The 25,937-nt window shown below is 46.4% G+C and carries 26 protein-coding genes, 14 tRNA genes and 1 rRNA gene; 32 read left to right on the top strand and 9 right to left on the bottom strand.

The genetic code is table 11. From position 1 onward, the window contains the following. Positions 1-95 precede the first annotated feature (95 nt). The 8 genes from metK (at position 96) to ruvX (ending at position 6,755) form a co-directional block, all read left to right on the top strand. The gene (gene metK, locus ACLIIY_RS00915) at positions 96-1,250 is read left to right on the top strand and encodes a methionine adenosyltransferase (protein ID WP_078608169.1); all 1,155 of its coding nucleotides are present in this window, start codon (positions 96-98) and stop codon (positions 1,248-1,250) included. A 284-nt stretch (positions 1,251-1,534) separates the two neighbouring features. After that, positions 1,535-2,332, top strand: a complete 798-nt coding sequence (locus ACLIIY_RS00910) for a DUF2189 domain-containing protein (protein WP_020197217.1) — start codon at positions 1,535-1,537, stop codon at positions 2,330-2,332. A 67-nt stretch (positions 2,333-2,399) separates the two neighbouring features. Further along, positions 2,400-2,897, top strand: coding sequence for a SprT family zinc-dependent metalloprotease (locus ACLIIY_RS00905; protein ID WP_434527999.1), 498 nt, complete (start codon positions 2,400-2,402; stop codon positions 2,895-2,897). A gap of 150 nt (positions 2,898-3,047) precedes the next feature. After that, entirely contained in the window at positions 3,048-3,743 is a 696-nt protein-coding gene (endA, locus tag ACLIIY_RS00900; RefSeq protein ID WP_434527998.1) for a deoxyribonuclease I, read from the top strand. Between the two features lie 146 nt (positions 3,744-3,889). Next, a complete protein-coding gene (gene rsmE, locus ACLIIY_RS00895) occupies positions 3,890-4,621 on the top strand; it encodes a 16S rRNA (uracil(1498)-N(3))-methyltransferase (RefSeq protein ID WP_039985539.1) in 732 nt (243 codons plus the stop codon). A gap of 14 nt (positions 4,622-4,635) precedes the next feature. Next, positions 4,636-5,586 carry a glutathione synthase gene (gene gshB / locus ACLIIY_RS00890; protein ID WP_005449741.1) on the top strand — a complete coding sequence of 317 codons (951 nt, stop codon included), beginning with the start codon at positions 4,636-4,638 and terminating at the stop codon, positions 5,584-5,586. A gap of 128 nt (positions 5,587-5,714) precedes the next feature. Beyond that, positions 5,715-6,278: a YqgE/AlgH family protein gene (locus ACLIIY_RS00885; RefSeq protein WP_005436504.1), complete on the top strand. Its 564-nt coding sequence runs from the start codon at positions 5,715-5,717 to the stop codon at positions 6,276-6,278. A 51-nt stretch (positions 6,279-6,329) separates the two neighbouring features. Then, positions 6,330-6,755, top strand: a complete 426-nt coding sequence (gene ruvX, locus ACLIIY_RS00880) for a Holliday junction resolvase RuvX (protein ID WP_005436506.1) — start codon at positions 6,330-6,332, stop codon at positions 6,753-6,755. 70 nt (positions 6,756-6,825) lie between these two features. On the opposite strand, the gene ACLIIY_RS00875 is transcribed toward ruvX, so the two are convergent. Further along, entirely contained in the window at positions 6,826-7,932 is a 1,107-nt protein-coding gene (locus tag ACLIIY_RS00875) for a PilT/PilU family type 4a pilus ATPase (protein WP_005436509.1), read from the bottom strand. Positions 7,933-7,963: 31 nt separating this feature from the next. Beyond that, entirely contained in the window at positions 7,964-9,004 is a 1,041-nt protein-coding gene (locus ACLIIY_RS00870; RefSeq protein ID WP_005436511.1) for a type IV pilus twitching motility protein PilT, read from the bottom strand. Positions 9,005-9,032: 28 nt separating this feature from the next. Between ACLIIY_RS00870 and ACLIIY_RS00865 the strand changes: the two genes are divergently transcribed. The 7 genes from ACLIIY_RS00865 (at position 9,033) to hemW (ending at position 13,983) form a co-directional block, all read left to right on the top strand. Next, on the top strand, positions 9,033-9,743 hold the full coding sequence (locus ACLIIY_RS00865) for a YggS family pyridoxal phosphate-dependent enzyme (RefSeq protein ID WP_005436513.1): 711 nt from the start codon (positions 9,033-9,035) through the stop codon (positions 9,741-9,743). A 130-nt stretch (positions 9,744-9,873) separates the two neighbouring features. Next, positions 9,874-10,692: a pyrroline-5-carboxylate reductase gene (proC, locus tag ACLIIY_RS00860; protein WP_434527997.1), complete on the top strand. Its 819-nt coding sequence runs from the start codon at positions 9,874-9,876 to the stop codon at positions 10,690-10,692. Between the two features lie 53 nt (positions 10,693-10,745). Next, entirely contained in the window at positions 10,746-11,303 is a 558-nt protein-coding gene (locus ACLIIY_RS00855) for a YggT family protein (RefSeq protein WP_005425806.1), read from the top strand. Then, positions 11,303-11,593 carry a DUF167 family protein YggU gene (yggU, locus tag ACLIIY_RS00850; RefSeq protein WP_005425805.1) on the top strand — a complete coding sequence of 97 codons (291 nt, stop codon included), beginning with the start codon at positions 11,303-11,305 and terminating at the stop codon, positions 11,591-11,593. Before ACLIIY_RS00855 ends, yggU begins: the two co-directional genes overlap by 1 nt. 59 nt (positions 11,594-11,652) lie before the next feature. Then, the gene (locus ACLIIY_RS00845; RefSeq protein ID WP_199460983.1) at positions 11,653-12,084 is read left to right on the top strand and encodes a DUF4426 domain-containing protein; all 432 of its coding nucleotides are present in this window, start codon (positions 11,653-11,655) and stop codon (positions 12,082-12,084) included. Between the two features lie 105 nt (positions 12,085-12,189). Beyond that, on the top strand, positions 12,190-12,792 hold the full coding sequence (locus tag ACLIIY_RS00840) for an XTP/dITP diphosphatase (protein ID WP_009697579.1): 603 nt from the start codon (positions 12,190-12,192) through the stop codon (positions 12,790-12,792). Positions 12,793-12,810: 18 nt separating this feature from the next. Next, a complete protein-coding gene (gene hemW / locus ACLIIY_RS00835; RefSeq protein WP_434527996.1) occupies positions 12,811-13,983 on the top strand; it encodes a radical SAM family heme chaperone HemW in 1,173 nt (390 codons plus the stop codon). 216 nt (positions 13,984-14,199) lie between these two features. On the opposite strand, the gene glsB is transcribed toward hemW, so the two are convergent. The 3 genes from glsB to trmB form a co-directional block, all read right to left on the bottom strand. Beyond that, complete coding sequence (gene glsB / locus ACLIIY_RS00830; RefSeq protein WP_270051770.1) at positions 14,200-15,120, bottom strand: glutaminase B; 921 nt, start codon at positions 15,118-15,120, stop codon at positions 14,200-14,202. Between the two features lie 102 nt (positions 15,121-15,222). Continuing rightward, positions 15,223-16,251, bottom strand: coding sequence for a TRM11 family SAM-dependent methyltransferase (locus tag ACLIIY_RS00825; RefSeq protein ID WP_005425798.1), 1,029 nt, complete (start codon positions 16,249-16,251; stop codon positions 15,223-15,225). Between the two features lie 11 nt (positions 16,252-16,262). Continuing rightward, complete coding sequence (trmB, locus tag ACLIIY_RS00820; RefSeq protein WP_434527995.1) at positions 16,263-16,982, bottom strand: tRNA (guanosine(46)-N7)-methyltransferase TrmB; 720 nt, start codon at positions 16,980-16,982, stop codon at positions 16,263-16,265. A 203-nt stretch (positions 16,983-17,185) separates the two neighbouring features. Between trmB and mutY the strand changes: the two genes are divergently transcribed. The 16 genes from mutY (at position 17,186) to ACLIIY_RS00740 (ending at position 23,297) form a co-directional block, all read left to right on the top strand. Next, complete coding sequence (mutY, locus tag ACLIIY_RS00815; protein ID WP_434527994.1) at positions 17,186-18,262, top strand: A/G-specific adenine glycosylase; 1,077 nt, start codon at positions 17,186-17,188, stop codon at positions 18,260-18,262. A gap of 19 nt (positions 18,263-18,281) precedes the next feature. Continuing rightward, positions 18,282-18,554, top strand: a complete 273-nt coding sequence (locus ACLIIY_RS00810; protein WP_005436530.1) for an oxidative damage protection protein — start codon at positions 18,282-18,284, stop codon at positions 18,552-18,554. An 86-nt stretch (positions 18,555-18,640) separates the two neighbouring features. Further along, entirely contained in the window at positions 18,641-19,771 is a 1,131-nt protein-coding gene (gene mltC, locus ACLIIY_RS00805; RefSeq protein WP_009705536.1) for a membrane-bound lytic murein transglycosylase MltC, read from the top strand. 109 nt (positions 19,772-19,880) lie between these two features. Further along, a tRNA-Phe gene (locus tag ACLIIY_RS00800) sits at positions 19,881-19,956 on the top strand. Positions 19,957-20,007: 51 nt separating this feature from the next. After that, a tRNA-Thr gene (locus ACLIIY_RS00795) sits at positions 20,008-20,083 on the top strand. A gap of 10 nt (positions 20,084-20,093) precedes the next feature. Then, a tRNA-Phe gene (locus tag ACLIIY_RS00790) sits at positions 20,094-20,169 on the top strand. A 42-nt stretch (positions 20,170-20,211) separates the two neighbouring features. Further along, positions 20,212-20,287 (top strand) — tRNA-Asn (locus ACLIIY_RS00785). 70 nt (positions 20,288-20,357) lie between these two features. Continuing rightward, a tRNA-Thr gene (locus ACLIIY_RS00780) sits at positions 20,358-20,433 on the top strand. Positions 20,434-20,443: 10 nt separating this feature from the next. Next, a tRNA-Phe gene (locus ACLIIY_RS00775) sits at positions 20,444-20,519 on the top strand. A gap of 42 nt (positions 20,520-20,561) precedes the next feature. Beyond that, positions 20,562-20,637 (top strand) — tRNA-Asn (locus tag ACLIIY_RS00770). Between the two features lie 294 nt (positions 20,638-20,931). Next, positions 20,932-22,557 (top strand): methyl-accepting chemotaxis protein, encoded by a 1,626-nt coding sequence (locus tag ACLIIY_RS00765; protein WP_039841982.1) that lies wholly within the window; start codon positions 20,932-20,934, stop codon positions 22,555-22,557. Between the two features lie 233 nt (positions 22,558-22,790). Further along, positions 22,791-22,866: transfer RNA gene (locus ACLIIY_RS00760), tRNA-Phe, on the top strand. A gap of 51 nt (positions 22,867-22,917) precedes the next feature. Beyond that, positions 22,918-22,993, top strand: a tRNA-Thr gene (locus ACLIIY_RS00755). 21 nt (positions 22,994-23,014) lie between these two features. Then, positions 23,015-23,090: transfer RNA gene (locus tag ACLIIY_RS00750), tRNA-Asn, on the top strand. 40 nt (positions 23,091-23,130) lie between these two features. Beyond that, positions 23,131-23,206: transfer RNA gene (locus ACLIIY_RS00745), tRNA-Thr, on the top strand. Between the two features lie 15 nt (positions 23,207-23,221). After that, positions 23,222-23,297, top strand: a tRNA-Asn gene (locus tag ACLIIY_RS00740). Between the two features lie 157 nt (positions 23,298-23,454). Here ACLIIY_RS00740 and ACLIIY_RS00735 read toward each other — a convergent pair. Beyond that, a complete protein-coding gene (locus tag ACLIIY_RS00735) occupies positions 23,455-24,891 on the bottom strand; it encodes an NAD-dependent succinate-semialdehyde dehydrogenase (RefSeq protein ID WP_434527993.1) in 1,437 nt (478 codons plus the stop codon). A gap of 86 nt (positions 24,892-24,977) precedes the next feature. Between ACLIIY_RS00735 and ACLIIY_RS00730 the strand changes: the two genes are divergently transcribed. Then, positions 24,978-25,154: a hypothetical protein gene (locus ACLIIY_RS00730; RefSeq protein ID WP_434527992.1), complete on the top strand. Its 177-nt coding sequence runs from the start codon at positions 24,978-24,980 to the stop codon at positions 25,152-25,154. A gap of 420 nt (positions 25,155-25,574) precedes the next feature. On the opposite strand, the gene ACLIIY_RS00725 is transcribed toward ACLIIY_RS00730, so the two are convergent. The 3 genes from ACLIIY_RS00725 to ACLIIY_RS00715 all read right to left on the bottom strand — a co-directional run bounded on the left by ACLIIY_RS00725 (position 25,575) and on the right by ACLIIY_RS00715 (position 25,932). Further along, positions 25,575-25,651 (bottom strand) — tRNA-Asp (locus tag ACLIIY_RS00725). Between the two features lie 31 nt (positions 25,652-25,682). Further along, positions 25,683-25,799: ribosomal RNA gene (gene rrf / locus ACLIIY_RS00720) — 5S ribosomal RNA — on the bottom strand. Between the two features lie 57 nt (positions 25,800-25,856). After that, positions 25,857-25,932, bottom strand: a tRNA-Thr gene (locus ACLIIY_RS00715). Positions 25,933-25,937 lie beyond the last annotated feature (5 nt).

Genomic DNA, 25,937 nt, shown 5'->3' with positions numbered 1-25,937 from the left:
ACGTCTAGATGTAGAAACACCTACAAACTGTATTGTATTTTTCGTGGCAAGCTTGCGTTAGTTAGCCATGAGTAAACCTTAAGATTGGAGCTATCATGGCTAAGCACCTGTTCACTTCTGAGTCGGTATCAGAAGGTCATCCAGATAAAATCGCAGACCAAATCTCTGACGCAGTTCTTGATGCAATTCTTGAGCAAGACCCAAAAGCACGCGTGGCTTGTGAAACTTACGTTAAAACTGGCATGGTTATGGTTGGTGGTGAAGTAACGACTTCTGCATGGGTTGATATCGAAGAAATCACTCGTGAAACAGTTCGTGAAATCGGCTACGTTCACTCAGACATGGGCTTTGATGCGAACTCGTGTGCGGTTCTAAACACCATCGGTAAGCAGTCTCCAGACATCAACCAAGGCGTTGATAAAGCGGACCCTAAAGAGCAAGGCGCTGGCGACCAAGGCATCATGTTTGGTTACGCAACGAACGAAACTGACATTCTAATGCCAGCTCCAATTACTTACTCTCACCTACTTGTTAAGAAACAAGCTGAAGTTCGTAAGAGCGGTAAACTAGACTTCCTTCGCCCAGATGCGAAATCTCAGGTAACGTTCCAATACGACCAAGGTAAGATTGTTGGTATCGATGCTGTTGTTCTTTCAACTCAGCACTGTGATTCAGTAACAACACCTGATCTACGTGAAGCAGTAATGGAAGAGATCATCAAGCCAGTACTACCTTCAGAGTGGATCACTAAAGACACTAACTTCTTCATCAACCCAACCGGTCGTTTCGTTATCGGTGGTCCAATGGGTGACTGTGGTCTAACTGGTCGTAAAATCATCGTAGATACATACGGCGGCGCAGCTCGTCACGGTGGTGGTGCATTCTCTGGTAAAGATCCATCGAAAGTAGACCGCAGCGCGGCTTACGCAGCACGTTACGTAGCGAAAAACATCGTAGCAGCTGGCATGGCTGACCGTTGTGAAATCCAACTTTCATACGCTATCGGTGTTGCTGATCCAACGTCTATCATGGTTGAAACGTTCGGTACTGAGAAAGTATCACACGAAATCATCATTGAAGCGGTTCGTCAAAACTTCGACCTACGTCCATACGGCCTACAAGAAATGCTTAACCTGCTTCAACCTATCTACAAGCAGACAGCAGCATACGGTCACTTCGGTCGCGAAGAGTTCCCATGGGAAGCTACAGATAAAGCAGCTATCCTACGCGATTTCGCTGGCATCAAGTAATCGAGCCACACAAGAATCGATAAAGCCCTCGCCTCTGGCGGGGGCTTTTTGTTTCTGCCCCCCTTCTCTGCCTTCTCACTTTTTCCCTGAACAAAAATTCAGCAATTATTTGTAAATTGCCCCATCTCCGCCAATAGTTAACATAATGTTAAATGCACTTTTCGATGTATATAACGTAAAGAACTATGATGCAGGCTCACGTGGCTAAAAAAGTCATGAAAAACGTCAGCCAAACATCTTTATATGGCCTAGGTGCCACCGTGGGAATAAATCAAGGAGGAGTTATGCCTCGTACCGTGAACCCATCTGACTTCCAGGGTAAACGAAAGGAAGTTCCAGATAATGAATACGCCAGAACCATTCCGTGTAATACCGTTAGTATATCGGCACCGTTCCATTGGCTCGCGTTAGGTCTGCATGACTTTGTACGCATGCCGCTCATCAGTGCCTTTTACGGCATCTGCTTTATGGCTGCTGCGATTGGTATCGTGCTTCTGGTTCAGTGGCAAGGCACGCATCTTGTCGTGATGCCAAGCCTGATTGTTTACATGTTAATCGGCCCTTTCTTAGCGCTCGGATTATATGATGCGAGTTGGGAGAGAGAACGCGGACACAAACCAAGTTTGTTCCATTCAATGAAAGCCATCGGACGAAACTCCAGCTCTCAGTGGGCATTTGCTGTGATGCTCGCGGTATGTATGATTTTCTGGATGCGAATTGCTGCCCTGCTCCATGCACTATACCCTTCTGTACAAGGCGCGCCGCTGACTGAGTTCTTGCCTTTCTTGGTTATTGGCTCGATCGTCGGTTTTGTCTTGGCGTGCGTAGTGTTCAGCATTTCTGCTTTCTCAATACCGCTGATGATGGAGCGCCGTGTCGATATGATGACCGCAGTATTCACCAGCTTTAACGCAGTGAAGTCCAACATCCCAGCGATGATTGTTTGGGCTGCGATTATTTGTGGCGGTATCTTAATCGGCTTTGCGACTTACGGTATTGGTATGCTCTTCACCATGCCAATCCTCGGGTACGGTACATGGCATGCTTACCATGCAACGATTAAGAAAAAACACACGCCTTAGAAAACAGATGTTATGATCCGGCCCTCGCAAACGCGGGGGCTTTTTTATTGAGTAAATGGGGTGAATCGTGGATATAGAACTGAGCTACAAAGCCAAGCAAGTGATGGCAGATTGCATCGCGATGGCAGAGCAAGCTTTCAAGCGTTCTTTTCCTATTCCTTCTCTGACTTTCAATGTACGTGGCAAAGCTGCGGGTAAAGCGTATTTGCAATTGAATGAAGTCCGTTTAAACCCAAAACTGTTCAACGAAAATCCACAAGCGTTTATCCAAGAGGTTATTCCTCACGAAGTCGCCCACTTGATTACCTACCAAGTTTACGGTCGCGTTCGCCCACACGGGAAAGAATGGCAAGGTGTTATGGAGGCGGTATTCAAAGTACCAGCTAAAACCACTCACAGCTTTGACGTGGCCTCTGTTCAAGGTAAAACCTTTGAATACCGATGTGGTTGCATGACCTACCCACTTTCAATTCGTCGTCACAACAAGGTGCAGCGTAAAGAAGCGGTATACTCATGCCAAAAGTGCCGCCAACCTCTGAACTTCACGGGAATTCAGCTCTCCTAACAGTACAAATTTCCTACTTTTCTATTCCAGAAAGAGAGACATTCGCTCTCAAAGTGTCTCTTTTTGCCTGTTATTGTTGGTTTACTCATCACTAAAGCTAATTTGTGCGTGTTAGAATGAATAAGGTCATACTTTATAAAGACTTTAATCATGAAATATCTTTTCTCTTTATTCCTGCTTGCACTTTCTAGTGCAGCGATTGCTGCACCTCCAAGCTCTTTTTCCGCGGCCAAGCGCGAAGCGGTAAAAATCTACGCCGATCACCCAACCAGCTTCTACTGTGGTTGTGACATTAAATGGCAAGGCAAAAAGGGCGTGCCGGATCTCTCTTCTTGTGGCTATCAAGTTCGTAAGCAAGAAAAACGCGCATCACGCATCGAATGGGAGCACGTGGTTCCTGCATGGCAGTTCGGCCACCAGCGTCAGTGTTGGCAAAATGGTGGACGTAAAAACTGCACAAGAAACGACAAAGTCTTCAAATCTATGGAAGCCGATCTCCACAACCTAACTCCAGCTATCGGAGAGGTAAACGGTGACCGCTCTAACTACAACTTCAGTCAGTGGAATGGCATGGATGGCGTCAGCTACGGCCGTTGTGAAATGCAAGTGAACTTTAAGCAACGTAAAGTAATGCCGCCCGATCGCGCACGTGGTTCGATTGCTCGAACTTACTTGTACATGAGCAAAGAGTACGGTTTTAAACTTTCGAAGCAGCAAACTCAATTGATGAGTGCTTGGAACAAAACCTACCCTGTAGACAAGTGGGAATGCGAGCGTGATAAACGCATTGCGAAGATTCAAGGCAACCACAACCCATTCGTTCAAGAGGCTTGTCGCGCGCTGTAATTCTTCCCGCAATTACCGCAGTACACCTCCGCTATTCGAGGCGTTGTCATTTACTGTAATGGAAACGCCTCTTGCCCCTTGTTTTTTCGGTGGAAAGCATCCATGTTAGTGTCTAAACACTCGCGTATGCAGGAAATCGAAACACAATGCGTATCCCTCGAATTTATCATCCAGAAACCATTCAACAACTTGGCGTTATTGCTCTTAGCGACGATGCAGCTGGCCATATTGGTCGTGTACTTCGCATGAAAGAAGGTCAAGAAGTCCTGCTCTTTGACGGCAGCGGCGCAGAATTCCCAGCGGTCATCAGCGAAGTCAGCAAAAAGAATGTGATGGTTGAGATCTCTGAACGCGTAGAAAGCAGCATTGAATCACCACTGGACCTTCACCTTGGTCAGGTGATTTCTCGTGGCGACAAGATGGAATTCACCATCCAAAAATCCGTAGAGCTTGGCGTAAATACGATTACACCGCTTATCTCTGAACGTTGTGGCGTAAAACTGGATCAAAAACGTTTCGAGAAGAAACTCGCTCAGTGGCAAAAAATCGCGGTCAGTGCTTGTGAGCAATGTGGCCGTAATGTAGTACCTGAAATTCGCCCTATCATGAGCTTAGAAGAGTGGTGTCAGGAAGAATACGATGGCTTGAAGCTTAACCTACATCCACGAGCGAAATACTCGATCAACACCCTGCCAACACCGGTTGAAAAAGTTCGTCTATTGATTGGCCCTGAAGGCGGTCTATCTTCTGACGAAATCGACATGACTCGCGAATACCAATTTGAAGAGACGCTACTCGGCCCTCGCGTTCTGCGCACCGAAACTGCGGCTCTGACAGCAATTACAGCCTTACAAGTTCGTTTCGGCGATCTTGGTTAAAACGGAGAAAAATAATGATCAAACTCGGTATTGTAATGGACCCAATCTCGTCCATTAACATCAAGAAAGACTCTAGCTTTGCCATGATGCTTGAAGCGCAACGCCGCGGCTACGAAATCCACTACATGGAAATGAACGATCTGCACCTAGACCAAGGTAAAGCGATCGCAGACACCAAAGTAGTTGAGCTTAAAGAAGATCCAACGGGCTGGTACGAATTCAAATCTGAGCAAACTATCGAACTGTCTGAGCTTGATGCCGTGCTAATGCGTAAAGATCCTCCGTTCGACACTGAGTACATCTACGCAACTTACATCCTTGAGCGTGCTGAAGAGCAAGGCGCACTGATCGTGAACAAGCCACAAAGCCTACGCGACTGTAACGAAAAACTGTTCACCGCTTGGTTCCCAGAGCTAACACCAACCACCATCGTGACGCGTAAAGCAGAGAAGATTAAAGCCTTCCGTGAAGAACACGGTGATGTAATCCTAAAGCCACTTGATGGTATGGGCGGCGCATCTATCTTCCGCGTGAAAGAGAACGATCCAAACGTATCGGTAATCATCGAGACACTAACAAACCATGGCCAGAACTACGCAATGGCGCAAACCTTCGTGCCAGACATCAGCAACGGTGATAAGCGTATCCTAGTGGTTGACGGTGAGCCAATGCCTTACTGCCTTGCTCGTATCCCTGCAAAAGGCGAAACGCGCGGTAACCTAGCGGCAGGCGGCACGGGTGAAGCTCGTCCACTGAGCGAAACTGATATGAAGATCGCTCAAGCAGTCGCACCAACACTGAAAGAAAAAGGGCTTATCTTTGTTGGCCTTGACGTGATTGGCGACAAGCTAACAGAAATCAACGTAACGAGCCCAACTTGTATTCGCGAAATCGAAGCAGCTTTTGATATTTCCATCACTGGCAAGCTAATGGACGCAATTGAGCGCCGCGTAAAAGGCGAATAACTCAAACTGTATTACAGTTAATAGAGAGCGTTGTGCATTAACTTAAGCAAACTCATGCACATACCCTAGGGTTGCAAGCATGGTGTTTGCTTAAGTGTTTCTAATAGCCTTATAAGGTCGAGATGAGAATGAACCTCACAAACCATTTCTTAGTTGCGATGCCGGGAATGAAAGATCCCTACTTCCAGAATAGCGTTATCTACGTCTGTGAACACAACGAAGAGGGCGCGATGGGGTTAATGATCAATGCACCCGTCGATATCACGGTTGGTAACATGCTCAAGCAAGTCGAAGTGCAACCCGTGCACCCTAGATTGTTCGAAGCAAGTTTAGATAGACCTGTCTACAATGGTGGACCTGTTTCTGAAGATCGCGGGTTCATCCTGCACAAACCAAAAGACTACTACGAATCAAGCATTCAAATGACTGATGAGCTCACGGTTACCACGTCTAAAGACATCTTGTCGGTACTCGGTACTGAAGCGGAACCAAGTGATTACCTCGTGGCGCTGGGTTACTCCGGTTGGAGTGCAGGACAGTTAGAAGCTGAGCTAGTAGAGAACTCTTGGTTGACCATTGAGGCGACGCCAGAGATCATCTTTGAGACACCTATCATCGACCGTTGGAAAAAAGCCGTTGAGAAATTGGGCATCGATCCAAGCCAGTTATCTTCCGATGCTGGACACGCTTAGCGCGCTCTCCCGCGACAACCTATTTTTATTGATTTAGATTCGAGACACCTTATGTCACGCACTATTATGGCTTTCGATTTCGGTACCAAGAGCATTGGTAGCGCCATCGGACAAGAAATCACAGGAACCGCTTCCCCGCTCAAAGCGTTCAAAGCGAATGACGGCATTCCAAACTGGGATGATATAGAGAAGCAAATTAAAGAGTGGCAACCGGATTTATTGGTCGTTGGCTTGCCTACCGATTTGCACGGTAAAGCCCTAGAAACCATCACGCCACGAGCGAAGAAGTTCGCTAATCGTCTTCAAGGTCGCTACGGCTTACCCGTTGAATTGCATGATGAACGCCTATCGACAGCCGAAGCACGCTCAGAGCTATTCAGTATGGGTGGCTACAAAGCGCTATCGAAAGGCAATATCGACTGCCAATCAGCGGTCGTGATTCTTGAAAGCTGGTTTGAAAGCCTTTGGGGTGAGTAGACGCTTCCAGCTCAATTAACACAATTAAAAAAGGTTGGCTTCTGCCAACCTTTTTCGTTTCTGGAATGGATTAATCCATATCGATCTTAACGTTCGCCAGCGTGCCTGTAGAGAAGCCTTCACCGCGCTGCGTCTTCAACATCAAACGCAGATCGTTAGCGGAATCAGCACTGTGCAATGCATCTTCTTCACTGATCTTACCTTGCATCACTAGCTTGTAGAGTGACTGGTCAAAGGTCAGCATCCCAAATTCATTCGAACGTGCCATGGTGGTTTTCAACTCATGCAGATCGCCACGGCGGATCAGATCCGAAACGCGTGGACTGTTTAACAAGATCTCAAACACACCATGACGACCTTGACCGTTCTTATCACGGATCAACTGCTGACCTACCACGCCTTTTAAGTTCATCGATAGATCAAACAGGAACTGATCTTTCTGGTCTTTCGGCACCAAGTGCAGAATACGCTCAAGCGCTTGGTTTGCATTGTTGGCGTGCAGTGTCGCCATACACAAGTGACCCGTCTCAGCAAAGGTCATTGCGTATTCCATCGTTTCTCGGCTACGAATCTCACCAATCAAAATCATGTCTGGTGCTTGACGTAATGAGTTCTTCAACGCCACTTCATAGCTGTCGGTATCCAAGCCCACTTCACGCTGGGTCACGATACAACGCTTATGCTCGTGCACAAACTCAATTGGGTCTTCTACCGTAAGAATATGCCCCGTTTTATTGCTGTTACGGTAGCCAGTCATCGCGGCCATAGTCGTTGATTTACCAGAACCTGTTGCACCAACCACCAGCACCAAACCACGCTTTGCAATCGCAAGATCTTGCAGAACCAAAGGAAGTTTAAGTTCTTCAAAAGTAGGAATATTGGTCTCGATACGACGAATCACCGCGCCAGGCAATTCACGTTGGAAGAAGGCACTGACACGGAAACGACCGCAATCACGGACAATAGCAAAGTTCGATTCACGGCTTTTACGAAACTCCTGACGTCGCTCCGGATCCATCGCACTATCAAGTAACACAGCGACATCATTTTCAGTCAACTTATCGCCTTGCGGGCGCAGTTCGCCATCGACACGAAACAAGATCGGCGCACCAACAGTGATGTAGAGATCCGACGCTTTTAACGCCAACATGCCTTCAAGAAATTTATTCAGATCCATCGTCCGTATTCGCTATTACCTGTGTGATTCGTTACGAGAATTGCTGCGCTTCAATTTCAACTTTCTTGTCCACTTCTTCACGCGAGACCATGCCTTGCGCCATCAATTGACGAGCATTTTGTTCCATGGTCTGCATGCCGTGCGCCGCACCGGTCTGAATGATCGAGTACATCTGCGCGACTTTATCTTCACGGATAAGGTTTCGGATCGCAGGTGTCGCCATCATGATTTCATGGCACGCAATACGACCACCGCCGTTACGTTTCAAAAGTTTTTGCGCGATAACCGAACGCAGCGATTCCGACAACATCGAGCGCACCATGTCTTTGTCACTCCCCGGGAAGACATCGATAATACGGTCGATGGTTTTCGCTGCAGAGCTCGTGTGCAACGTACCGAAAACAAGGTGACCGGTTTCAGCCGCTGTCAGCGCTAGACTGATGGTTTCTTTGTCACGCATCTCACCTACTAGAATCACATCCGGGTCTTCACGCAATGCGCTACGCAGCGCGTTTTGGAAGCTGTGTGTATCACGGTGTACTTCACGTTGGTTGATCAGACACTTATTGTTGTTGTGAACAAATTCAATTGGATCTTCAATTGTTAGGATGTGCTTATTGTGATTACGGTTAATGTAGTCAACAATGGCTGCCAAGGTCGTCGATTTACCAGAACCCGTTGGGCCAGTAACCAGTACCAGACCTTTCTCGGCGTTAGCGATTTTTCTGAAGATCTCTGGAGCTTCTAGCTCTTCCAGTGTTGGAATACTGCTTGGGATGGTACGGAACACAGCCGCACAACCGCGAGATTGGTTGAAAGCGTTGACACGAAAACGGCCAACGTTATGCAATTCAAATGAGAAATCGACTTCGAGTTTTTCTTCGAACTCACTGCGCTGCGCATCGTTCATGATTTCAAAAACCAAACGGTGCACTTCTTGGTGTGTAAACGCTGGAATGCCCAGCTTTCTCACATCACCATCAATACGAACCATTGGTGGTACACCTGCAGAAAGATGTAGATCCGAAGCATTATGTTTTACACTAAAATCCAGTAACTCAGTGATATCCATTTAAAATCCTTAAGTCTAAAGTACAGCTATGAGTAGTATTCAACAAAACATTGAACATATCACCTCTCAAATTCGACACGACGAACAAAAATGCGGTCGTTCTCCAGAGTCCGTGCAACTTCTAGCAGTAAGCAAAACTAAACCTGTCGAGGCAATTCTCGAAGCTTACCAAGGTGGCCAACTGGCATTTGGTGAGAACTACGTCCAAGAGGGCGTCAGTAAAGTTCAGCACTTTGCCGAGCATTATCCAGATAATCGAATCGAATGGCACTTCATTGGTCCAATTCAATCCAATAAATCACGTCCTGTTGCCGAACATTTCGATTGGGTTCACACCGTTGATCGCGCTAAGATCGCTCAGCGCCTCAATGACCAACGTCCTAGCGAACTAAAACCGCTGCAAGTTCTGATTCAAGTAAACACCAGTGGTGAAGAATCAAAATCAGGCGTCAGCGATGCAGAAATATTCGAGCTAGCTGAGTTGATTTCTCGCCTTCCAAACCTCACGTTAAGAGGGTTGATGTCGATTCCTGCCAACGTGCCAGATTACGAATCACAACTTCGTGCATTTAAGCAACTGGAAGCGCTAAAGCAAAAGCTAGCTCAGCAATACCCTGATGTCGATACGCTATCTATGGGAATGAGCGGCGACATGGATGCAGCAATCGAAGCAGGTAGTACCATGGTGCGCATCGGCACAGCGATTTTTGGCGCGCGCGACTACAGCAAACAGCAATAAAGCGAATCGTTGTTAGACACTGTGAATTTGAGTCTGACTGCCGTCTCTTTCGGTAGCCAGAATAAAGTGACGCAATTATACACCTGAGCGCACAACAAATTGTAAGAATTTATATTTGGAAATCAGACATATGGAACATAAAAAGATTGCCTTTATCGGCGCGGGAAACATGGTGCGAGCGATTGTTTCTGGCCTTGTAGCAAATGGCTACCCTGCACAGAGCATCATTGCGACTGCCCCATCAGAGACGCGTCGCCAACCTCTTGAGCAAGACTTTGGTATCCGTACCACCAGCGATAACATCGCAGCCGCGACAGAAGCGGATGTTGTGGTATTGTCTGTGAAGCCACAAATGATGGAAGAAGTGTGTAAACCACTGCAATCTATCGACTTCAGCAATAAACTGGTTATCTCTATTGCGGCTGGTATCAACTGTTCACGTTTGAATGACATGCTAGCGACTAAGCTCAACTTGGTTCGCGTGATGCCAAACACACCATCGCAACTTGGTTTGGGCATGAGTGGACTTTATGCGCCTGAACATGTGCAAGAACAAGATAAAGCTTTCGCGGCAGAGCTAATGCAAGCCTGCGGTAAGGTATGTTGGGTTGAGCAAGAATCTGGCATCAATAACGTAATTGCAGCGGCAGGCAGCGCACCGGCTTACTTCTTCCTGTTTATGGAAGCGATGCAAGCAGAAGCGATTGCTCAAGGCTTTGATAAAGACACTGCTCGCACGTTAGTTCAGCAAGCTGCACTTGGCGCAGCAAGCATGGTAGTGGAAAATCCAGAAACTGAGCTTTCAACGCTACGCGAGAACGTGACATCAAAAGGTGGCACAACGGCAGAAGCGCTACGTACGTTCAACGAGCACCAACTGTCTGATATTGTGGCAAAAGCAATGCAAGCTGCGATTGCTCGTGCTGAAGAAATGGAAAAACTGTTTTAATGACTTGAGTGATACCCACTCTGTGTCACTCACTTACTTGTTAAGGGTACCTTATGAATTCAATGAGTTTTCTCATCTCAACCCTATTTGACCTGTACATCATGGTCGTGATTTTGCGTATTTGGTTGCAAGCTGCTCGCGCAGATTTCTACAACCCATTCTCGCAGTTCATCGTCAAAGCAACCCAACCGGTTGTAGGACCGCTGCGCCGCGTGATCCCATCTATCGGCAGCATCGACCTAGCAACGGTACTGTTCGCTTACGTACTTTGTGTGCTTAAGTTTGTTGCACTGATCCTGATCGCTTCTAGCGGGTCTGTCTCATTCAGCATGGACTTCTTATTCCTAGGCTTATTGTCTCTGATTAAGGCCGCTGGCGGCTTATTGTTCTGGGTACTACTGATCCGTGCAATCCTAAGCTGGGTTAGCCAAGGTCGCAGCCCTATCGAGTACGTATTCCATCAACTAACTGAGCCAATGCTAGCGCCAATCCGTCGCATCATCCCTGCAATGGGCGGCTTCGACTTGAGCGTGCTAGTGCTGTTCATTGGTCTGCAATTTGCTAACTTCCTGATGGGCGACATGATTGGTCCTATCTGGTACCAACTATAATGTCAGAAGCAGTTTGGCATGACGGCGAGGATGTGGTGCTTCGGCTCTACATCCAACCAAAAGCAAGCCGCGACAAGATCGTCGGCTTGCATGGTGAAGAGCTCAAAATTGCCATCACCGCACCGCCTGTCGATGGTAAAGCGAATGCACACCTAACTAAGTTTTTAGCCAAACAATTTAAAGTTGCTAAAGGTTTGGTTCACATAGAAAAAGGTGAACTGGGACGTCATAAACAAATTCGGATAGAATCCCCAGTACAAATACCAACAGAAATTAAAGCCATCATTTGATGGCTTTTTATTTACGAAATTCGTACCAATAATAAAACGCCCGATTCGAGGAAGTGATAATGAGCAAATGGATTACCGCCCTACTGATCAGCCTATTGTCTTTACCAAGCATGGCAGGTCAGTTCAAAACCATGAAAGACATCGAGGTCCACTACATTGCGTTTAACTCGACCTTTTTAACTCCCAAGATCGCCCGTAGCTACGACATCAAGCGTAATGGCTACAATGCAGTACTGAACATCAGTGTGCTCGACGGTGCCTCTCTTGGTAAACCGGCAGTTGAAGCTAAAATCAGTGGTCAGGCGAAGAACCTTATCGGTCAAACGCAAAAGCTCACCTTCCGTGAAGTGAAAGAAGGCGATGCGATTTACTACCTAGCAGAGCTCGGTATTACTAACGAAGAAACTTTTACCTTCGATATTGACGTTAAAGCTGGAAACAAAGGCTCAGGTAAGCTTAAATTCACCCAGAAATTTTATGTCGAAGAGTAATTGGGTTGTGATGATCTAAAAGCTTTTAGAACATCATAGCCCTAGAACTAATTTAATCAGGGAGAACACTGCGTTCTCCCTTTATCGCTACAGAAAGAGACGACCATGAAAAAGATAGTGCTAGCAACAGGCAACCAAGGCAAAGTTCGTGAGATGGCAGATCTGCTGTCTGACTTCGGTTTTGAAGTATTGGCGCAAAGTGAATTCAACGTATCTGAAGTAGCAGAAACTGGCACGACTTTCATCGAAAACGCGATCATCAAAGCTCGCCATGCCGCACAAGAAACGGGTCTTCCTGCGATTGCGGACGACTCTGGCTTAGAAGTCGATTTCTTGAAAGGCGCTCCGGGCATTTACTCTGCGCGTTATGCAGGTGAAAAAGCCTCTGACCAAGAGAACCTAGAGAAGCTGCTTAAAGCAATGGAAGGCGTACCAGAAGCAGAGCGCACCGCTCGTTTCCACTGCGTATTGGTTTTGATGCGTCACGAGAACGATCCAACCCCTATCGTTTGTCACGGTAAATGGGAAGGTCGCATTCTCACTGAAGCACACGGTGAAAATGGCTTTGGCTACGACCCAGTCTTCTTCGTTCCTGAAGACAACTGCGCGTCTGCCGAACTTGAGCCAGCACGTAAGAAGCAACTGTCTCACCGCGGTAAAGCACTCAAGTCGTTGTTTGCTCAACTGTCTGAGCAAGTGTCTCAGTAATCGCGAGCGAATTAGACCATGTTAACGCCCCCAGCACTGAGCTTGTATGTACACATCCCGTGGTGTGTACAAAAGTGCCCGTATTGCGACTTTAACTCTCACGCACTTAAAGCCAAGATCCCAGAAGAAGAGTACATCAATGCCCTTCTTGAAGACTTGGATACCGACATTGAGAAATACCGTCTTAACGAAGCACCACGTCCACTGCATTCAATCTTCATTGGTGGTGGTACGCCGAGTTTGATTTCGGCAGAAGGCATCGAGCGCCTACTTAAGGGCATTGAAGCGCGTATTCCGTTCAAGCCTGAAATCGAAATCACCATGGAAGCTAACCCAGGCACCATTGAAGCTGAGCGTTTTGTTGGCTACCGCAAGGCTGGTGTAACGCGCATCTCTATCGGTGTGCAAAGCTTTGAGCAACAGAAGCTTGAGCGTTTGGGGCGCATTCACGGTCAAGACGAAGCCGTCAATGCCGCTAAACTGGCGCACCAAATCGGCTTGAATAGCTTTAACCTCGATCTCATGCACGGCTTACCAGATCAAAGCATCGAACAAGCCTTGGCTGATTTGGACAAAGCGATTGAGTTGGCGCCACCGCACCTGTCTTGGTATCAGCTGACCATCGAACCAAATACCATGTTCTACTACAAGCCACCGACTCTGCCAGATGACGATGACTTGTGGGATATCTTCGAACAAGGACATGAGAAACTCGCAGCGGCGGGTTATGTTCAATACGAGATTTCTGGTTACAGCAAGCCGGACTATCAATGCCAGCACAACCTGAACTATTGGCGCTTTGGTGACTACCTTGGCATTGGTTGCGGCTCACACGGTAAGCTGAGCTTTGCAGATGGCCGCATCGTTCGCACCACTAAGGTCAAGCACCCGCGTGGCTATCTGATGGCATACCAAAATATGGTGAAGCCATATCTGGATAGTGAACAGCTTGTGGCTGATGAAGATCGTCCGTTTGAGTTCTTTATGAACCGTTTCCGCTTAATGGAAGCCTGCCCGAAACAAGACTACATCGATACAACCGGTCTGCCGTTGAGCTCAATTCAAGAGACTATCGATTGGGCGCTTGAGATGGGCTACCTGAGTGAAACAGAGACTCACTGGCAAATTACCGAGAAAGGTAAGCTGTTCCTGAATGATTTGCTTGAAGCCTTTATGGCGGAAGAGGAATAAGAAAGGGAGCCGAGATTCGAGATTCGAGATTCGAGATTCGAGATTCGAGATTCGAGATTCGAGATTCGAGATTCGAGATTCGAGATTCGAGATTCGAGAAAAATGATGGAAGGGTTGGCTTTAGGGTCAACCCTTTTGATTGTAAGAACCTTTCTCGAAGCAAAGCGCTCTATAGGATGAAGTCCGTGCTCGCATCTCGCATCTCGCATCTTTCTTCTAAAAAATCGAACGACCAATACGCTCAGCAAGTAGCTCCAGTGCTTTGGTACCAGCGAGTGAGTTACCAGATGCATCAAGCTCTGGAGACCAAACAGCAATCGTCATTTCACCCGGTACGACAGCGATGATGCCACCACCAACACCTGACTTACCCGGCATACCAACACGGTAAGCAAATTCACCAGCACCATCATACAAACCACATGTTGCTAGCAATGCATTCAACTGCTTGGTTTGTGTTGGTGATACGACAAGCTTACCCGTTTGTACCGACGTGCCTTTATTGGCTAAGTAGCTAAAGGTCTTCGCCAGATCGACACAACTCATCTTCAACGCACAAGCATGGAAGTAGTTTTGCAGCACTGGGATAACCTCGTTCTCGAAGTTACCAAATGAACGCATCAAGTACGCAATCGCAGCATTGCGGTCACCATGCATCATTTCAGACGCGGCAACCACTTTGTCGTACACGATATGAGTATCACCAGACAGCTGACGAGCAAATTCCAATAGACGCTGACGAGGCGCAGAGAGACGGCTTTGTAGCAAATCAGCAACCACAATAGCACCAGCGTTAATAAACGGGTTACGTGGAATGCCCTGCTCCATCTCTAACTGGATCATCGAGTTAAACGCCTGACCAGAAGGCTCTTTACCTACACGACACCAGATCTCTTCTTGCTTGTACAAACACATAGCCAGAGTCAGGCTCAACGCTTTTGAGATCGACTGAATCGAAAACGACTCTTCTGCATCGCCCGCTTTAATCACTTCACCTTCATTGGTGTATACCGCAATACCCAGTTTGGTATTGGGTACTTTTGCCAATGCGGGAATGTAGTCGGCGACTTTGCCTTGACCAATTAAAGGGCGAACTTCCGCTAGAATGTCTGTCAAAATTTGCGCTGTAGGTTTCATCTTCTACCTTCTTGTCACAAGAACCCAAATGGCTGAGTTCAGAGGTAAAAAAAGCCAACGCGGACGTTGGCTTTTCCATGGAATTTATTCGACTCAAGTCGATTATGGTTTTATTGCCACAATGATGTTGCGGTTGATGGATTGATCAACACGGTGAAGATAACCGATGTAAGGCTCTTCTGAAAGTACCTTCCACCCTTGCTCTTCAAATAATGCCGCCACGTCTTTCCACTTCAAAGTGAATTCGTTGAAAGACAGCACCACAGAACCTTGTTTCTTCAACACCACTTTCCATGCAGGCAGAGCCTCTTTTAGAAGCTCCAGTGGGCTGCGGTTCAGCTTGCTGTCTTTGGCATTTTTGCTGCCGTGCTGCACGCCGTAAGGCAAGTCAGACACCATCACATCTACCGAGTTCTTCTTCACAACTTGGTCAGCAATACGCGTATCTGCTGAGTACAGCTTCATCGTTTGAAGATTACCTTTGTTGTAATCGTCTTTGTCTGCTGCTGCCTCAACCACGAAGCCATCTGCCACTTTTTTACCACCAGAAGTGCGCTTTTCTTTGCTCACTTTGTGCTTAAAGCGACCGTTCTTCATGAACTTAACGATGAAGGTTTGGATCTCTTGAACCCATTTCTGATTGATCTCAACACCCACAACATTCAAGCCGTGGATCAAACCTTCAAACAGTGTTGTACCTTTACCACACATAGGATCCATTAGCGTCAATTGCGCACTGCCCGTGTTGGCAGCACTGACGCCTAGGTTCACCATCAAACGCGTAAACTGCTCGTTTGTTTTACCTGTGTAACGCAGGATCTGACTCATGCTCTCAGGGAAAGTATTGAATGCAGGCGCCTGAATTGGACGTAATAAACCATCTTCACGCACTTCAAATAGCGCGTAGTAGATAGATGACGCAGCAATCTTGCCAGCCTGTGCTTCACTTAGTTCTGTTTCGCAAGAGAACACAAGTGCAGCAGGCAGACCCACGTCTTTGTTGCCAATTTCAGTTACTTCAACACCTTCCGACGCCAAAATCGCTTTCAGCTCAGAACATGCAATCGTCATTGCGCTATCAAAGTAAATACGGTTATGACCAGGATTCGCTAATATCGCGTAGTGGTACATCTACTGGCTCCTTAAGCAGTACGCTTGAATTTGATATCCCACACACCGTGACCTAGACGGTGACCGCGAGCTTCAAACTTAGTCAGTGGACGTTCTTCTGGACGAGGAATGAAGTTGCCTTCTTCAGCGATGTTTTCGAAACCAGGCGCTTGGTTCATGATTTCAATCATGTGTTCAGCGTAGTTTTCCCAGTCTGTCGCCATGTGGAAGATACCTTCATTCAGGATAAGCTTCTGACGAACCATTTCAGCGAACTCAAGCTGTACGATACGACGCTTGTGGTGACGCTTTTTGTGCCATGGGTCTGGGAAGAACAGTTGTAGCGTTGCTAGGCTGCCATTTGGGATCATGTGTTCGAATACTTCTACCGCATCGTGGCACATTACACGTAGGTTCGTGATACCGGCTTCGCGAGCATCTGCAAGACAAGCACCAACGCCTGGACTATGCACTTCGATACCGATGAAGTTTTTCTCTGGCGCGTTCTTTGCCATTTCAACCAATGAAGCACCCATACCAAAACCGATCTCAAGCACTACTGGGTTATCGTTGCCAAACACTTCTTTCCAATCAAGAAGTTCAGCTTTGTAGTCGATACCCATTGTTGGCCAGCACTCGTTCATCGCATTCTCTTGGCCCTTAGTTAGACGACCTTCGCGACGCACGAAACTGCGGATTTTACGGATCATTTTACCGTCTTCGTTGTATTCGTTAGTGGTTACTTCACTCATTGATTTTGCCTGCACATTGATTAATCAAAGCGGGGATTATCCAAAGAATTCACTTAGGTGCAAGTATTTGTTGAGCTATCGGACTATGGCAGCCCAAAAGCAAACAAACTAGACACAATATCCCCACAGTTTATATGTTGTACTTACACCACAATCTGTGGTGCAATTTTGCTCCTAACCAATAATAGAATACAGAGCAAGTCGTGACACCTTTCGCCAGTGCCATCTTAGAATGGTATGACGCATATGGAAGAAAAGATCTTCCGTGGCAACAAAACAAGACCGCTTATAGTGTCTGGTTGTCTGAAATCATGCTTCAGCAAACTCAGGTCACTACGGTTATCCCTTATTACCAACGCTTTTTGGAGCGCTTCCCGACCGTGGTCGATCTTGCCAATGCTGAGCAAGATGAAGTGCTGCACCTTTGGACCGGCTTGGGTTATTACGCACGTGCTCGTAACCTTCATAAAGCCGCAAAAGAGGTCGCCCATAAATACAATGGTGAGTTTCCTCTAGACCTAGAGCAGATGAATGCCCTACCGGGGATTGGTCGCTCCACCGCCGCTGCGGTTCTTTCGTCTGTCTATAAACAGCCACATGCGATATTAGACGGCAACGTAAAGCGCACACTTTCACGCTGTTTTGCCGTGGATGGATGGCCTGGACAAAAGAAAGTCGAAAACCAATTGTGGGAAATCGCAGAAACGCACACGCCACAAACAGACGTAGACAAGTACAATCAAGCCATGATGGATATGGGTGCCATGATGTGTACCCGCAGCAAGCCTAAATGCACCTTGTGTCCAGTCAGCGCTCTTTGTGTGGCAAAGAAACAAGGTAATGTGCTTGATTATCCGGGTAAAAAGCCGAAAAAAGACAAACCGGTTAAGCAAACACGTTTCGTTATGCTTCACCACAAAAATGGTGATAGTCACGAAGTGTGGCTAGAACAAAGACCGCAGACAGGTATTTGGGGCGGGCTATTTTGCTTCCCACAAACTGAGCACATTGACGTTGAAAGTGATATTGAATTGCTACTGGAACAACGTGGAATTCAAGCCAACGATATTAGACGTCAAGAGACGCTGATAACGTTTCGTCATACATTCAGCCATTACCATCTCGATATCACACCGATTTTGATTGACCTGTCAAAGCGACCCAATGTGGTGATGGAAGGTAACAAAGGTCTTTGGTATAACTTATCTAAACCTGAAGAAGTCGGTTTAGCCGCACCAGTAAAACTGCTACTGGAAGCGCTACCCCACGAACTTCGTTAATTAATTGCAAGGAGTCATTATGAGCCGCACTGTTTTTTGTGCTCGACTAAAGAAAGAAGGCGAAGGTCTAGACTTTCAACTTTACCCAGGTGAACTAGGTAAACGCATTTTCGATAACATCTCGAAAGAAGCTTGGGCTCAATGGCAACAGAAACAAACCATGTTGATCAACGAGAAGAAGCTCAACATGATGGATCCAGAGCACCGCAAACAGCTTGAAACAGAAATGGTGAACTTCCTGTTCGAAGGTAAAGAGGTTCACATTGAGGGCTACACGCCACCAAGCGAATAAAGCAAATTTGTTTTAAAACAATGACATCACAACCAAACTTGTGGTGTCATTTTTATATTAGAGACCACAAAGCCATCTCAATAGTTATGAAAAAAATCGCCTTTATCGCTACTGCCCTTTTAATGGCAGGTTGTAGCCGTGAGTTCGTAGAAAAGATTTATGACGTCGATTACGAGCCGACCAACCGTTTTGCCAACAATCTAGCAGAACTGCCAGGACAGTTTGAAAAAGACACCGATGCCTTAGATTCACTGATCAGTAGTTTCTCTGGCAACATCAAAAAACGATGGGGTCAACGCGAAGTTAAAGTCGCGGGTAAAAGCAATTACGTCAAATATATCGATAACTATTTGAGCCGTGCCGAAGTCGATTTCCAAAAAGGTGTGATTACTATCGAGACGGTTTCTCCAACCGAACCACAAAAACACCTCAAGAACGCTATCATCACAACCCTTTTGACACCGGACGATCCAGCCAGTGTCGACCTATTCTCCTCCAAAGAGATCAAACTGGAAGGCCAGCCCTTTCTTTACAATCAGGTCGTTGATCAAGACAAAAAGCCCATTCAATGGTCATGGCGCGCGAATCGCTTTGCCGATTACTTGATTGCTAACCAAGTCAAAACCAAGGATGTCGATTTCAAGAAAGCTTACTACGTCGAAATCCCTATGGTAGAAGACCACTTCTCACAGCGTAGTTACCAATACGCAGACATCGTGCGCCGTGCATCGAAGAAATACGATATTCCTGAAGATCTGATTTACGCCATCATCAAAACCGAAAGTAGCTTTAACCCGTACGCGGTAAGTTGGGCAAATGCGTATGGATTGATGCAGGTTGTACCAAAAACCGCGGGTCGTGATGTATTTAAGCTAGTGAAGAATCGTTCAGGGCAACCAAGTCCCGAGTATTTGTTTAACCCAGAAAACAACATTGATACTGGAACGGCTTACTTTTACATCCTTAAAAACCGTTATTTGAAAGATGTACAACACCCAACCTCGTTGGAGTACAGCATGATTTCTGCTTACAACGGCGGAACTGGTGGTGTTTTGAACACTTTCCACCGCACAGATCGCAAACGTGCGATGCAAGATTTGAATTCTTTACAACCAAACCAAGTTTATTGGGCGCTAACCAAGAAACATCCGAATGCAGAAGCACGCCGTTACCTAGAAAAAGTTACAAATTTCAAAAAGGAATTTAACGCAGGATAAACTTTTTACCGACAGTTGAATAAAAAGCGTTCGAACAACCACTTTTTTGAAATTATTTAAAAAAAGTGGTTGACGAAAAGCGGGAAAATCCGTTTAATAGCGCTCCGTTGCCCGGATAGCTCAGTCGGTAGAGCAGAGGATTGAAAATCCTCGTGTCGGTGGTTCGATTCCGCCTCCGGGCACCACGATTTAAAATTGTTGGTGCTTAGCACGAACAGTTAAAAAGAAAACGGTACGCCGACTTAGCTCAGTAGGTAGAGCAACTGACTTGTAATCAGTAGGTCACCAGTTCGATTCCGGTAGTCGGCACCATTCTTCTTTTGCCTCGATAGCTCAGTCGGTAGAGCAGAGGATTGAAAATCCTCGTGTCGGTGGTTCGATTCCGCCTCGAGGCACCATATTTGGTGCGCTTGCTTAAAGTAAGACACAAACAGAATAGTTCCTCCTTAGCTCAGTTGGTAGAGCGACGGACTGTTAATCCGCAGGTCACTGGTTCAAGTCCAGTAGGAGGAGCCAACTTCTAGAGTTTCATGTAAATGAGATTCTAAAAAATGAAGAGTTTACTCTTCAAAAAAGAAAACGGTACGCCGACTTAGCTCAGTAGGTAGAGCAAGTGACTTGTAATCAGTAGGTCACCAGTTCGATTCCGGTAGTCGGCACCATTCTTCTTTTGCCTCGATAGCTCAGTCGGTAGAGCAGAGGATTGAAAATCCTCGTGTCGGTGGTTCGATTCCGCCTCGAGGCACCATATTTGGTGCACTTGCTTTAAGCAAGACACAAACAGAATAGTTCCTCCTTAGCTCAGTTGGTAGAGCGACGGACTGTTAATCCGCAGGTCACTGGTTCAAGTCCAGTAGGAGGAGCCAAATTAGAAAGCCAAGTCTTCGGACTTGGCTTTTTTCTTATCTGCAATAAAAAACTCTCTCCCCTATTTTCTAATTCCATCGAATCTTCTTCTTCACCTCCACCAAGAAGCATCCCAATTAACTCCAGGCTTATTTGATAAAAAACACTTATTTCACGCTAAAAATTTAATCCAACTCATAGTTTCAACACGACCGCATAGGCGCTTGTATACAAGTTCAATATGATGAATTTATTATTGCGCCCCCTTATAAGCTATGCATTGCATAGTATGAAATACGTCTCGTGAGCTAACTATGAAATTAAAAACTCAAGCCTATTTATTATCTGCAATCATATTGGTTGCCCTACTTGCTCTAACCGCTACTGGTCTATGGACATTACGTGTAGCAAGTAACCTTGATAACAAAGCTCGAGTTACTGAGCTATTTAAGAGTGCCTACAGCATTCTGACCGAAGTTGAGCAAATGGCAGTGGAAGGCAAAATGCCCGAAGCTGAAGCCAAAGCTCTGGCTACCCGCCTACTTCGTAACAATATCTACAAAGACAACGAATACGTTTATGTTGCCGATGAGAACATGATGTTCGTTGCGGCCCCACTTGACCCTCAACTGCATGGAACAAGTTTCCACGATTTCCGCGATGGTGATGGCAACAGTGTCGGTCAATTAATTTTAGATGTGCTGGGCCGTAAAACAGGTCAGATCGTTGAATACACTTGGACACAAAAATTGCCTGACGGCACGATCGAAGAAAAGCACTCTATCGCAGAGAAAACACCGCATTGGAACTGGGTGGTTGGTACTGGTATCGGCTTTAATGAAGTTAATGCACGCTTCTGGTCAACAGCACAATGGCAGCTAGCGCTGTGTCTGGCGATTGCTGGCGCGATTCTAGGTGGCTTGATCATCTCTATCCGTAAGATGCTTAATCTGCTTGGTGGTGAGCCAAATGACGTAAGACAAGCCGTTCAGGCCGTCGCTCAGGGTAATATCCAAACCAGCTTTGAATACACAGCCCCTAAAGACAGCATCTATGGCGCCGTACAAGAGATGAGCCAATCTCTGGCTAAGATGGTAACTAACTTGGATGAATCAATGCATGCATTGCGTTCAGAGCTATCAGCGGTAGAATCTCGCTCTAATTCAATCGCTGACCTAACCATGTCTCAGCAGCAATCGACAGCGATGATCGCAACAGCGATGACAGAAATGGCTTCTTCAGCCAACCATGTTGCAAGTTCGGCAAGTGACACTGCACATAACACCGATGAAGCAGACAAACAGAGCCAACACACGCAATCATTGATCCACAGTACGGTAGATAATATTCAAGGCTTGGCGACTCAGCTCAATACGGCCAGCAAAGCGGTTGCGGATCTTGACCAAGATGTAAACAGCATCGTGAAAGTTCTCGACGTAATCGGCGATATTGCTGAGCAAACTAACCTACTGGCGTTGAATGCCGCCATTGAAGCAGCTCGTGCGGGTGAACAAGGTCGAGGCTTTGCGGTAGTAGCAGATGAGGTGCGCAACCTAGCAGGACGCACGCAAGACAGCACAAAAGAGATTCAACAGATGATCTCTAACCTTCAAGAAGGTTCGCGCAATGCTATCCATACAATGGAAATCTGTGCAGAAACCAGTGAAAGCACGGTAACTGAGTCTATGAATGCCTCAGAAGCGCTACAACAGATAGTGACAGCACTAGAATCAATCACAGCGATGAGCCAACAGATCGCAACTGCGGCGGCAGAACAAACTCAAGTGAGTGATGACATTGCACACCGCATCAACCTAATTGAAGAAAGTGGTAGCCAACTAAATACGGTGGTAACAGAAAGCCAATCAAGTACGCAAACATTGGCATCTTTAGCGGATGAACTTGAAGGTTGGGTGAACAAGTTCTCAGTAAAGCACTAGTTTAAAGTCAATTGTTCAATAAAAAGCACGTTTTCAGACGTGCTTTTTTGTTTTTATCGCCTTTATTTTGCGACAGAGCGCCCTACTTTTCTTAAAACAGCGCTTAAAGCATGGTGCATTGCTGCTCAAAATGCATAAAAACAGCCCACTCCGAGCACAAATTCATCAAACGATATTTTATTTTAATTTTATTGTTGACCTGAAAGCCGAAAAGCCTTTTAATACACCTCGTCGCCCGGATAGCTCAGTCGGTAGAGCAGAGGATTGAAAATCCTCGTGTCGGTGGTTCGATTCCGCCTCCGGGCACCACAATTTAAAATTGTTGGTGTCTAACACGAACAATAGAAAGAATAACGGTACGCCGACTTAGCTCAGTAGGTAGAGCAACTGACTTGTAATCAGTAGGTCACCAGTTCGATTCCGGTAGTCGGCACCATTTATTCTTAAACAAGATAATTCCTCCTTAGCTCAGTTGGTAGAGCGACGGACTGTTAATCCGCAGGTCACTGGTTCAAGTCCAGTAGGAGGAGCCATCTTTCAGTTAGTAAGTCGATTACTTATTAACGAAAATGTGCCGACTTAGCTCAGTAGGTAGAGCAACTGACTTGTAATCAGTAGGTCACCAGTTCGATTCCGGTAGTCGGCACCACTTATTAAAATTTGTTCCTCCTTAGCTCAGTTGGTAGAGCGACGGACTGTTAATCCGCAGGTCACTGGTTCAAGTCCAGTAGGAGGAGCCATATTAGAAAAAGCCGCATCACTTGATGCGGCTTTTTTGCATCTGAAGAAAACTCACCGCTCCCCTCTTCATCCAACTTTATCTCAATAAACAAAAAGCCAGGTGATGTACCTAGCTTTCTCTTTTTGTATCGTATCAATGAGTGTCTAAGCGGAAGGCTAGCTCAAACCTCCAAGGCAGATGTACTTTGTCTCTAGATACTCATCCATGCCTTGCTTGGCCCCTTCACGACCAATACCTGATTCTTTGATCCCACCAAACGGTGCCACTTCCGTAGAGATAATTCCTTCGTTTACCCCCACCATGCCATATTCCAAACCTTCACTAAATTTGATGATGCGCTTCAAGCTGTCAGTGTAGAAGTAACAAGCTAAACCATATTCTGTGTCATTCGCCATCGAGAGCACTTGTTCATCGGCATCAAAACTAATAACTGGCAGAACTGGGCCAAACAGCTCTTGTTGCACGATCGCCATACTCTGTTCCACATTATCTAAGATAACAGGCTCCATAAAGCGCCCAGAGCGTTTTTGAGGCTGGTTAAGTATAGTTGCCCCTTCTTGTACTGCCTGATCGATCACTGCCTCTAGACGATGCTTAGAAGCCATTGTAATCACAGGACCAAGAGTTGTCTTTTCATCAAGGCCATTACCGACCGTTAGGCCCGCTGCTTTATCCAGAAGCTTAGCTAAGAATGCCTCTTTTACGCTCTGATGCACATACAAGCGGTTGGTACACACACAAGTTTGTCCGGCATTACGGAACTTAGAGGCAATTAAGCCATTCGCTGCAGCATCTAAATCTGCATCGTCAAAAACAATAAAAGGTGCGTTACCACCCAATTCCATAGAAGCGGCTTTAACCGTATCACTTGCCTGCTTCATCAAGATCTTGCCGACACGTGTCGAACCAGTGAAAGAGATCTTCTTAATACGCGGATCGGTACTTAATACCAAACCAAATTCTGCCGCTTGCTCAGAAACAACGGTAGACAATAGAGCTTTAGGGATGCCAGCCTGATGAGCAAGCTCCACCACAGCCAGAGCAGTTAAAGGCGTTAATTCAGAAGGTTTAATGATCATCCCACATCCTGCAGCCAGAGCAGGAGCCGCTTTTCGAGTGATCATTGCAATAGGGAAATTCCATGGTGTAATCGCAGCACACACACCAACAGGCTGTTTGATGGTAGAGAGGCGTCTATCTACCGCCGGTGCAGGAATTACCTCACCATAAGCACGTTTAGCCTCTTCTGCGAACCATTCAACAAACGATGCGCCGTATGCGACTTCCCCACGGCTTTCAGTAAGAGGTTTACCTTGTTCTAAGGTAATGATGTTCGCGATGTCTTCAGCATGCTCTACAACCAATTGGAACCACTTTTTTAGGAAAGCGGAGCGTGCTTTAGCACTGAGTTTTGCCCACTCGACTTGAGCCGATTTACACGCTTCTATTTGCGCATCTAACTCATCCAAAGAGCTAGGCTTTAAGCGAATCAGTTCTTGCTCAGTCGCAGGGTTAATAACGGCAATCCCATCTTGAGAAGACAGGCTTTCGAATAAGACTCTTAGCGTTTCACTTTCTATCTGCTGCATCATTAGGTTGTACTCCCATAAGAACCGTTACTAGGTTAATCCTTCTGGCAAATAAGAGTAAAGCAAACAAAGTTTTATTCAGCGTAAATATGAGAAGTGATTACCCTGTAGGATTAACCGGTGATACAGAGAAGAGAACACCAACAGAGATAGCTATGATTGAAGAAAGCAGCCATTTGGTAGGTCATCATAAGCTCGGTGTTATTGAATACCCCAACTCTTTGATAGACAAAGCATTAGAGGGCATCTCTAACGTAACCAAATGACAGAGTAGATTTTCAATAAGCGTGGATAAACTGGAAGCTTTATCTGAATCTTTATCTGAATAAATGCTTGAGCTTGTAGGCTTCAGACAATGCCTTGTGAGACTTACTTTCCTATAAACGAAAATCATATTCCCTAAAACGCAAAACCCAGCCCGAAGACTGGTTTTTTAAATAAGTGGCGGAGTGGCTGGGCTTGCACGCAATTGGACTCGCACACGAGCGGGACTCATTGGTCGTAGACCAAAAGAATATCGCCAATACGAAAAGACCTCAGCATTCCTGCTGAGGTCTGGAATAAGTGGCTAGTCGGCGGGGACGCCTAGTTCGGGGTTGCGGGCAACCGGGACTCATTCCCTGAAAGGGAAATTATTATGCTCAAAAACGACAAAACCCAGTCCGAAGACTGGGTTTTTAAATAAGTGGCGGAGCGGACGGGACTCGAACCCGCGACCCCCGGCGTGACAGGCCGGTATTCTAACCAACTGAACTACCGCTCCGCACTGGTTAGACTCTGAAGTCTAAATAAGAACCTGGCGATGTTCTACTCTCACATGGGGAAGCCCCACACTACCATCGACGCTACTTCGTTTCACTTCTGAGTTCGGAATGGAAGTCAGGTGGGTCCAAAGCGCTATGGTCGCCAAGCAAAATTCTTTACGTTTTGTTTTAAGCTTTAACTTAAAGCGTAAAACAAACAGTAAATGGTGCTGATACCCAGAATCGAACTGGGGACCTCATCCTTACCAAGGATGCGCTCTACCGACTGAGCCATATCAGCACATT

The sequence above is a fragment of the Vibrio sp. K4 genome (assembly GCF_051122595.1).
Classification (GTDB): Bacteria; Pseudomonadota; Gammaproteobacteria; order Enterobacterales; family Vibrionaceae; genus Vibrio; species Vibrio owensii.
Note: the sequence above shows the minus strand (reverse complement) of the source record. Positions and strands in the feature narration are given on the sequence as shown.

Excerpts from the sequence above, each read along its gene's own strand:
- metK (WP_078608169.1), top strand. The coding sequence starts at position 96 with ATGGCTAAGCACCTGTTCACTTCTGAGTCGGTATCAGAAGGTCATCCA.
- ACLIIY_RS00910 (WP_020197217.1), top strand. The coding sequence starts at position 1,535 with ATGCCTCGTACCGTGAACCCATCTGACTTCCAGGGTAAACGAAAGGAA.
- endA (WP_434527998.1), top strand. The coding sequence starts at position 3,048 with ATGAAATATCTTTTCTCTTTATTCCTGCTTGCACTTTCTAGTGCAGCG.
- rsmE (WP_039985539.1), top strand. The coding sequence starts at position 3,890 with ATGCGTATCCCTCGAATTTATCATCCAGAAACCATTCAACAACTTGGC.
- gshB (WP_005449741.1), top strand. The coding sequence starts at position 4,636 with ATGATCAAACTCGGTATTGTAATGGACCCAATCTCGTCCATTAACATC.
- ACLIIY_RS00885 (WP_005436504.1), top strand. The coding sequence starts at position 5,715 with ATGAACCTCACAAACCATTTCTTAGTTGCGATGCCGGGAATGAAAGAT.
- ruvX (WP_005436506.1), top strand. The coding sequence starts at position 6,330 with ATGTCACGCACTATTATGGCTTTCGATTTCGGTACCAAGAGCATTGGT.
- ACLIIY_RS00875 (WP_005436509.1), bottom strand. The coding sequence starts at position 7,932 with ATGGATCTGAATAAATTTCTTGAAGGCATGTTGGCGTTAAAAGCGTCG.
- ACLIIY_RS00870 (WP_005436511.1), bottom strand. The coding sequence starts at position 9,004 with ATGGATATCACTGAGTTACTGGATTTTAGTGTAAAACATAATGCTTCG.
- ACLIIY_RS00865 (WP_005436513.1), top strand. The coding sequence starts at position 9,033 with ATGAGTAGTATTCAACAAAACATTGAACATATCACCTCTCAAATTCGA.
- proC (WP_434527997.1), top strand. The coding sequence starts at position 9,874 with ATGGAACATAAAAAGATTGCCTTTATCGGCGCGGGAAACATGGTGCGA.
- ACLIIY_RS00855 (WP_005425806.1), top strand. The coding sequence starts at position 10,746 with ATGAATTCAATGAGTTTTCTCATCTCAACCCTATTTGACCTGTACATC.
- yggU (WP_005425805.1), top strand. The coding sequence starts at position 11,303 with ATGTCAGAAGCAGTTTGGCATGACGGCGAGGATGTGGTGCTTCGGCTC.
- ACLIIY_RS00845 (WP_199460983.1), top strand. The coding sequence starts at position 11,653 with ATGAGCAAATGGATTACCGCCCTACTGATCAGCCTATTGTCTTTACCA.
- ACLIIY_RS00840 (WP_009697579.1), top strand. The coding sequence starts at position 12,190 with ATGAAAAAGATAGTGCTAGCAACAGGCAACCAAGGCAAAGTTCGTGAG.
- hemW (WP_434527996.1), top strand. The coding sequence starts at position 12,811 with ATGTTAACGCCCCCAGCACTGAGCTTGTATGTACACATCCCGTGGTGT.
- glsB (WP_270051770.1), bottom strand. The coding sequence starts at position 15,120 with ATGAAACCTACAGCGCAAATTTTGACAGACATTCTAGCGGAAGTTCGC.
- ACLIIY_RS00825 (WP_005425798.1), bottom strand. The coding sequence starts at position 16,251 with ATGTACCACTACGCGATATTAGCGAATCCTGGTCATAACCGTATTTAC.
- trmB (WP_434527995.1), bottom strand. The coding sequence starts at position 16,982 with ATGAGTGAAGTAACCACTAACGAATACAACGAAGACGGTAAAATGATC.
- ACLIIY_RS00810 (WP_005436530.1), top strand. The coding sequence starts at position 18,282 with ATGAGCCGCACTGTTTTTTGTGCTCGACTAAAGAAAGAAGGCGAAGGT.
- mltC (WP_009705536.1), top strand. The coding sequence starts at position 18,641 with ATGAAAAAAATCGCCTTTATCGCTACTGCCCTTTTAATGGCAGGTTGT.
- ACLIIY_RS00765 (WP_039841982.1), top strand. The coding sequence starts at position 20,932 with ATGAAATTAAAAACTCAAGCCTATTTATTATCTGCAATCATATTGGTT.
- ACLIIY_RS00735 (WP_434527993.1), bottom strand. The coding sequence starts at position 24,891 with ATGATGCAGCAGATAGAAAGTGAAACGCTAAGAGTCTTATTCGAAAGC.
- ACLIIY_RS00730 (WP_434527992.1), top strand. The coding sequence starts at position 24,978 with ATGAGAAGTGATTACCCTGTAGGATTAACCGGTGATACAGAGAAGAGA.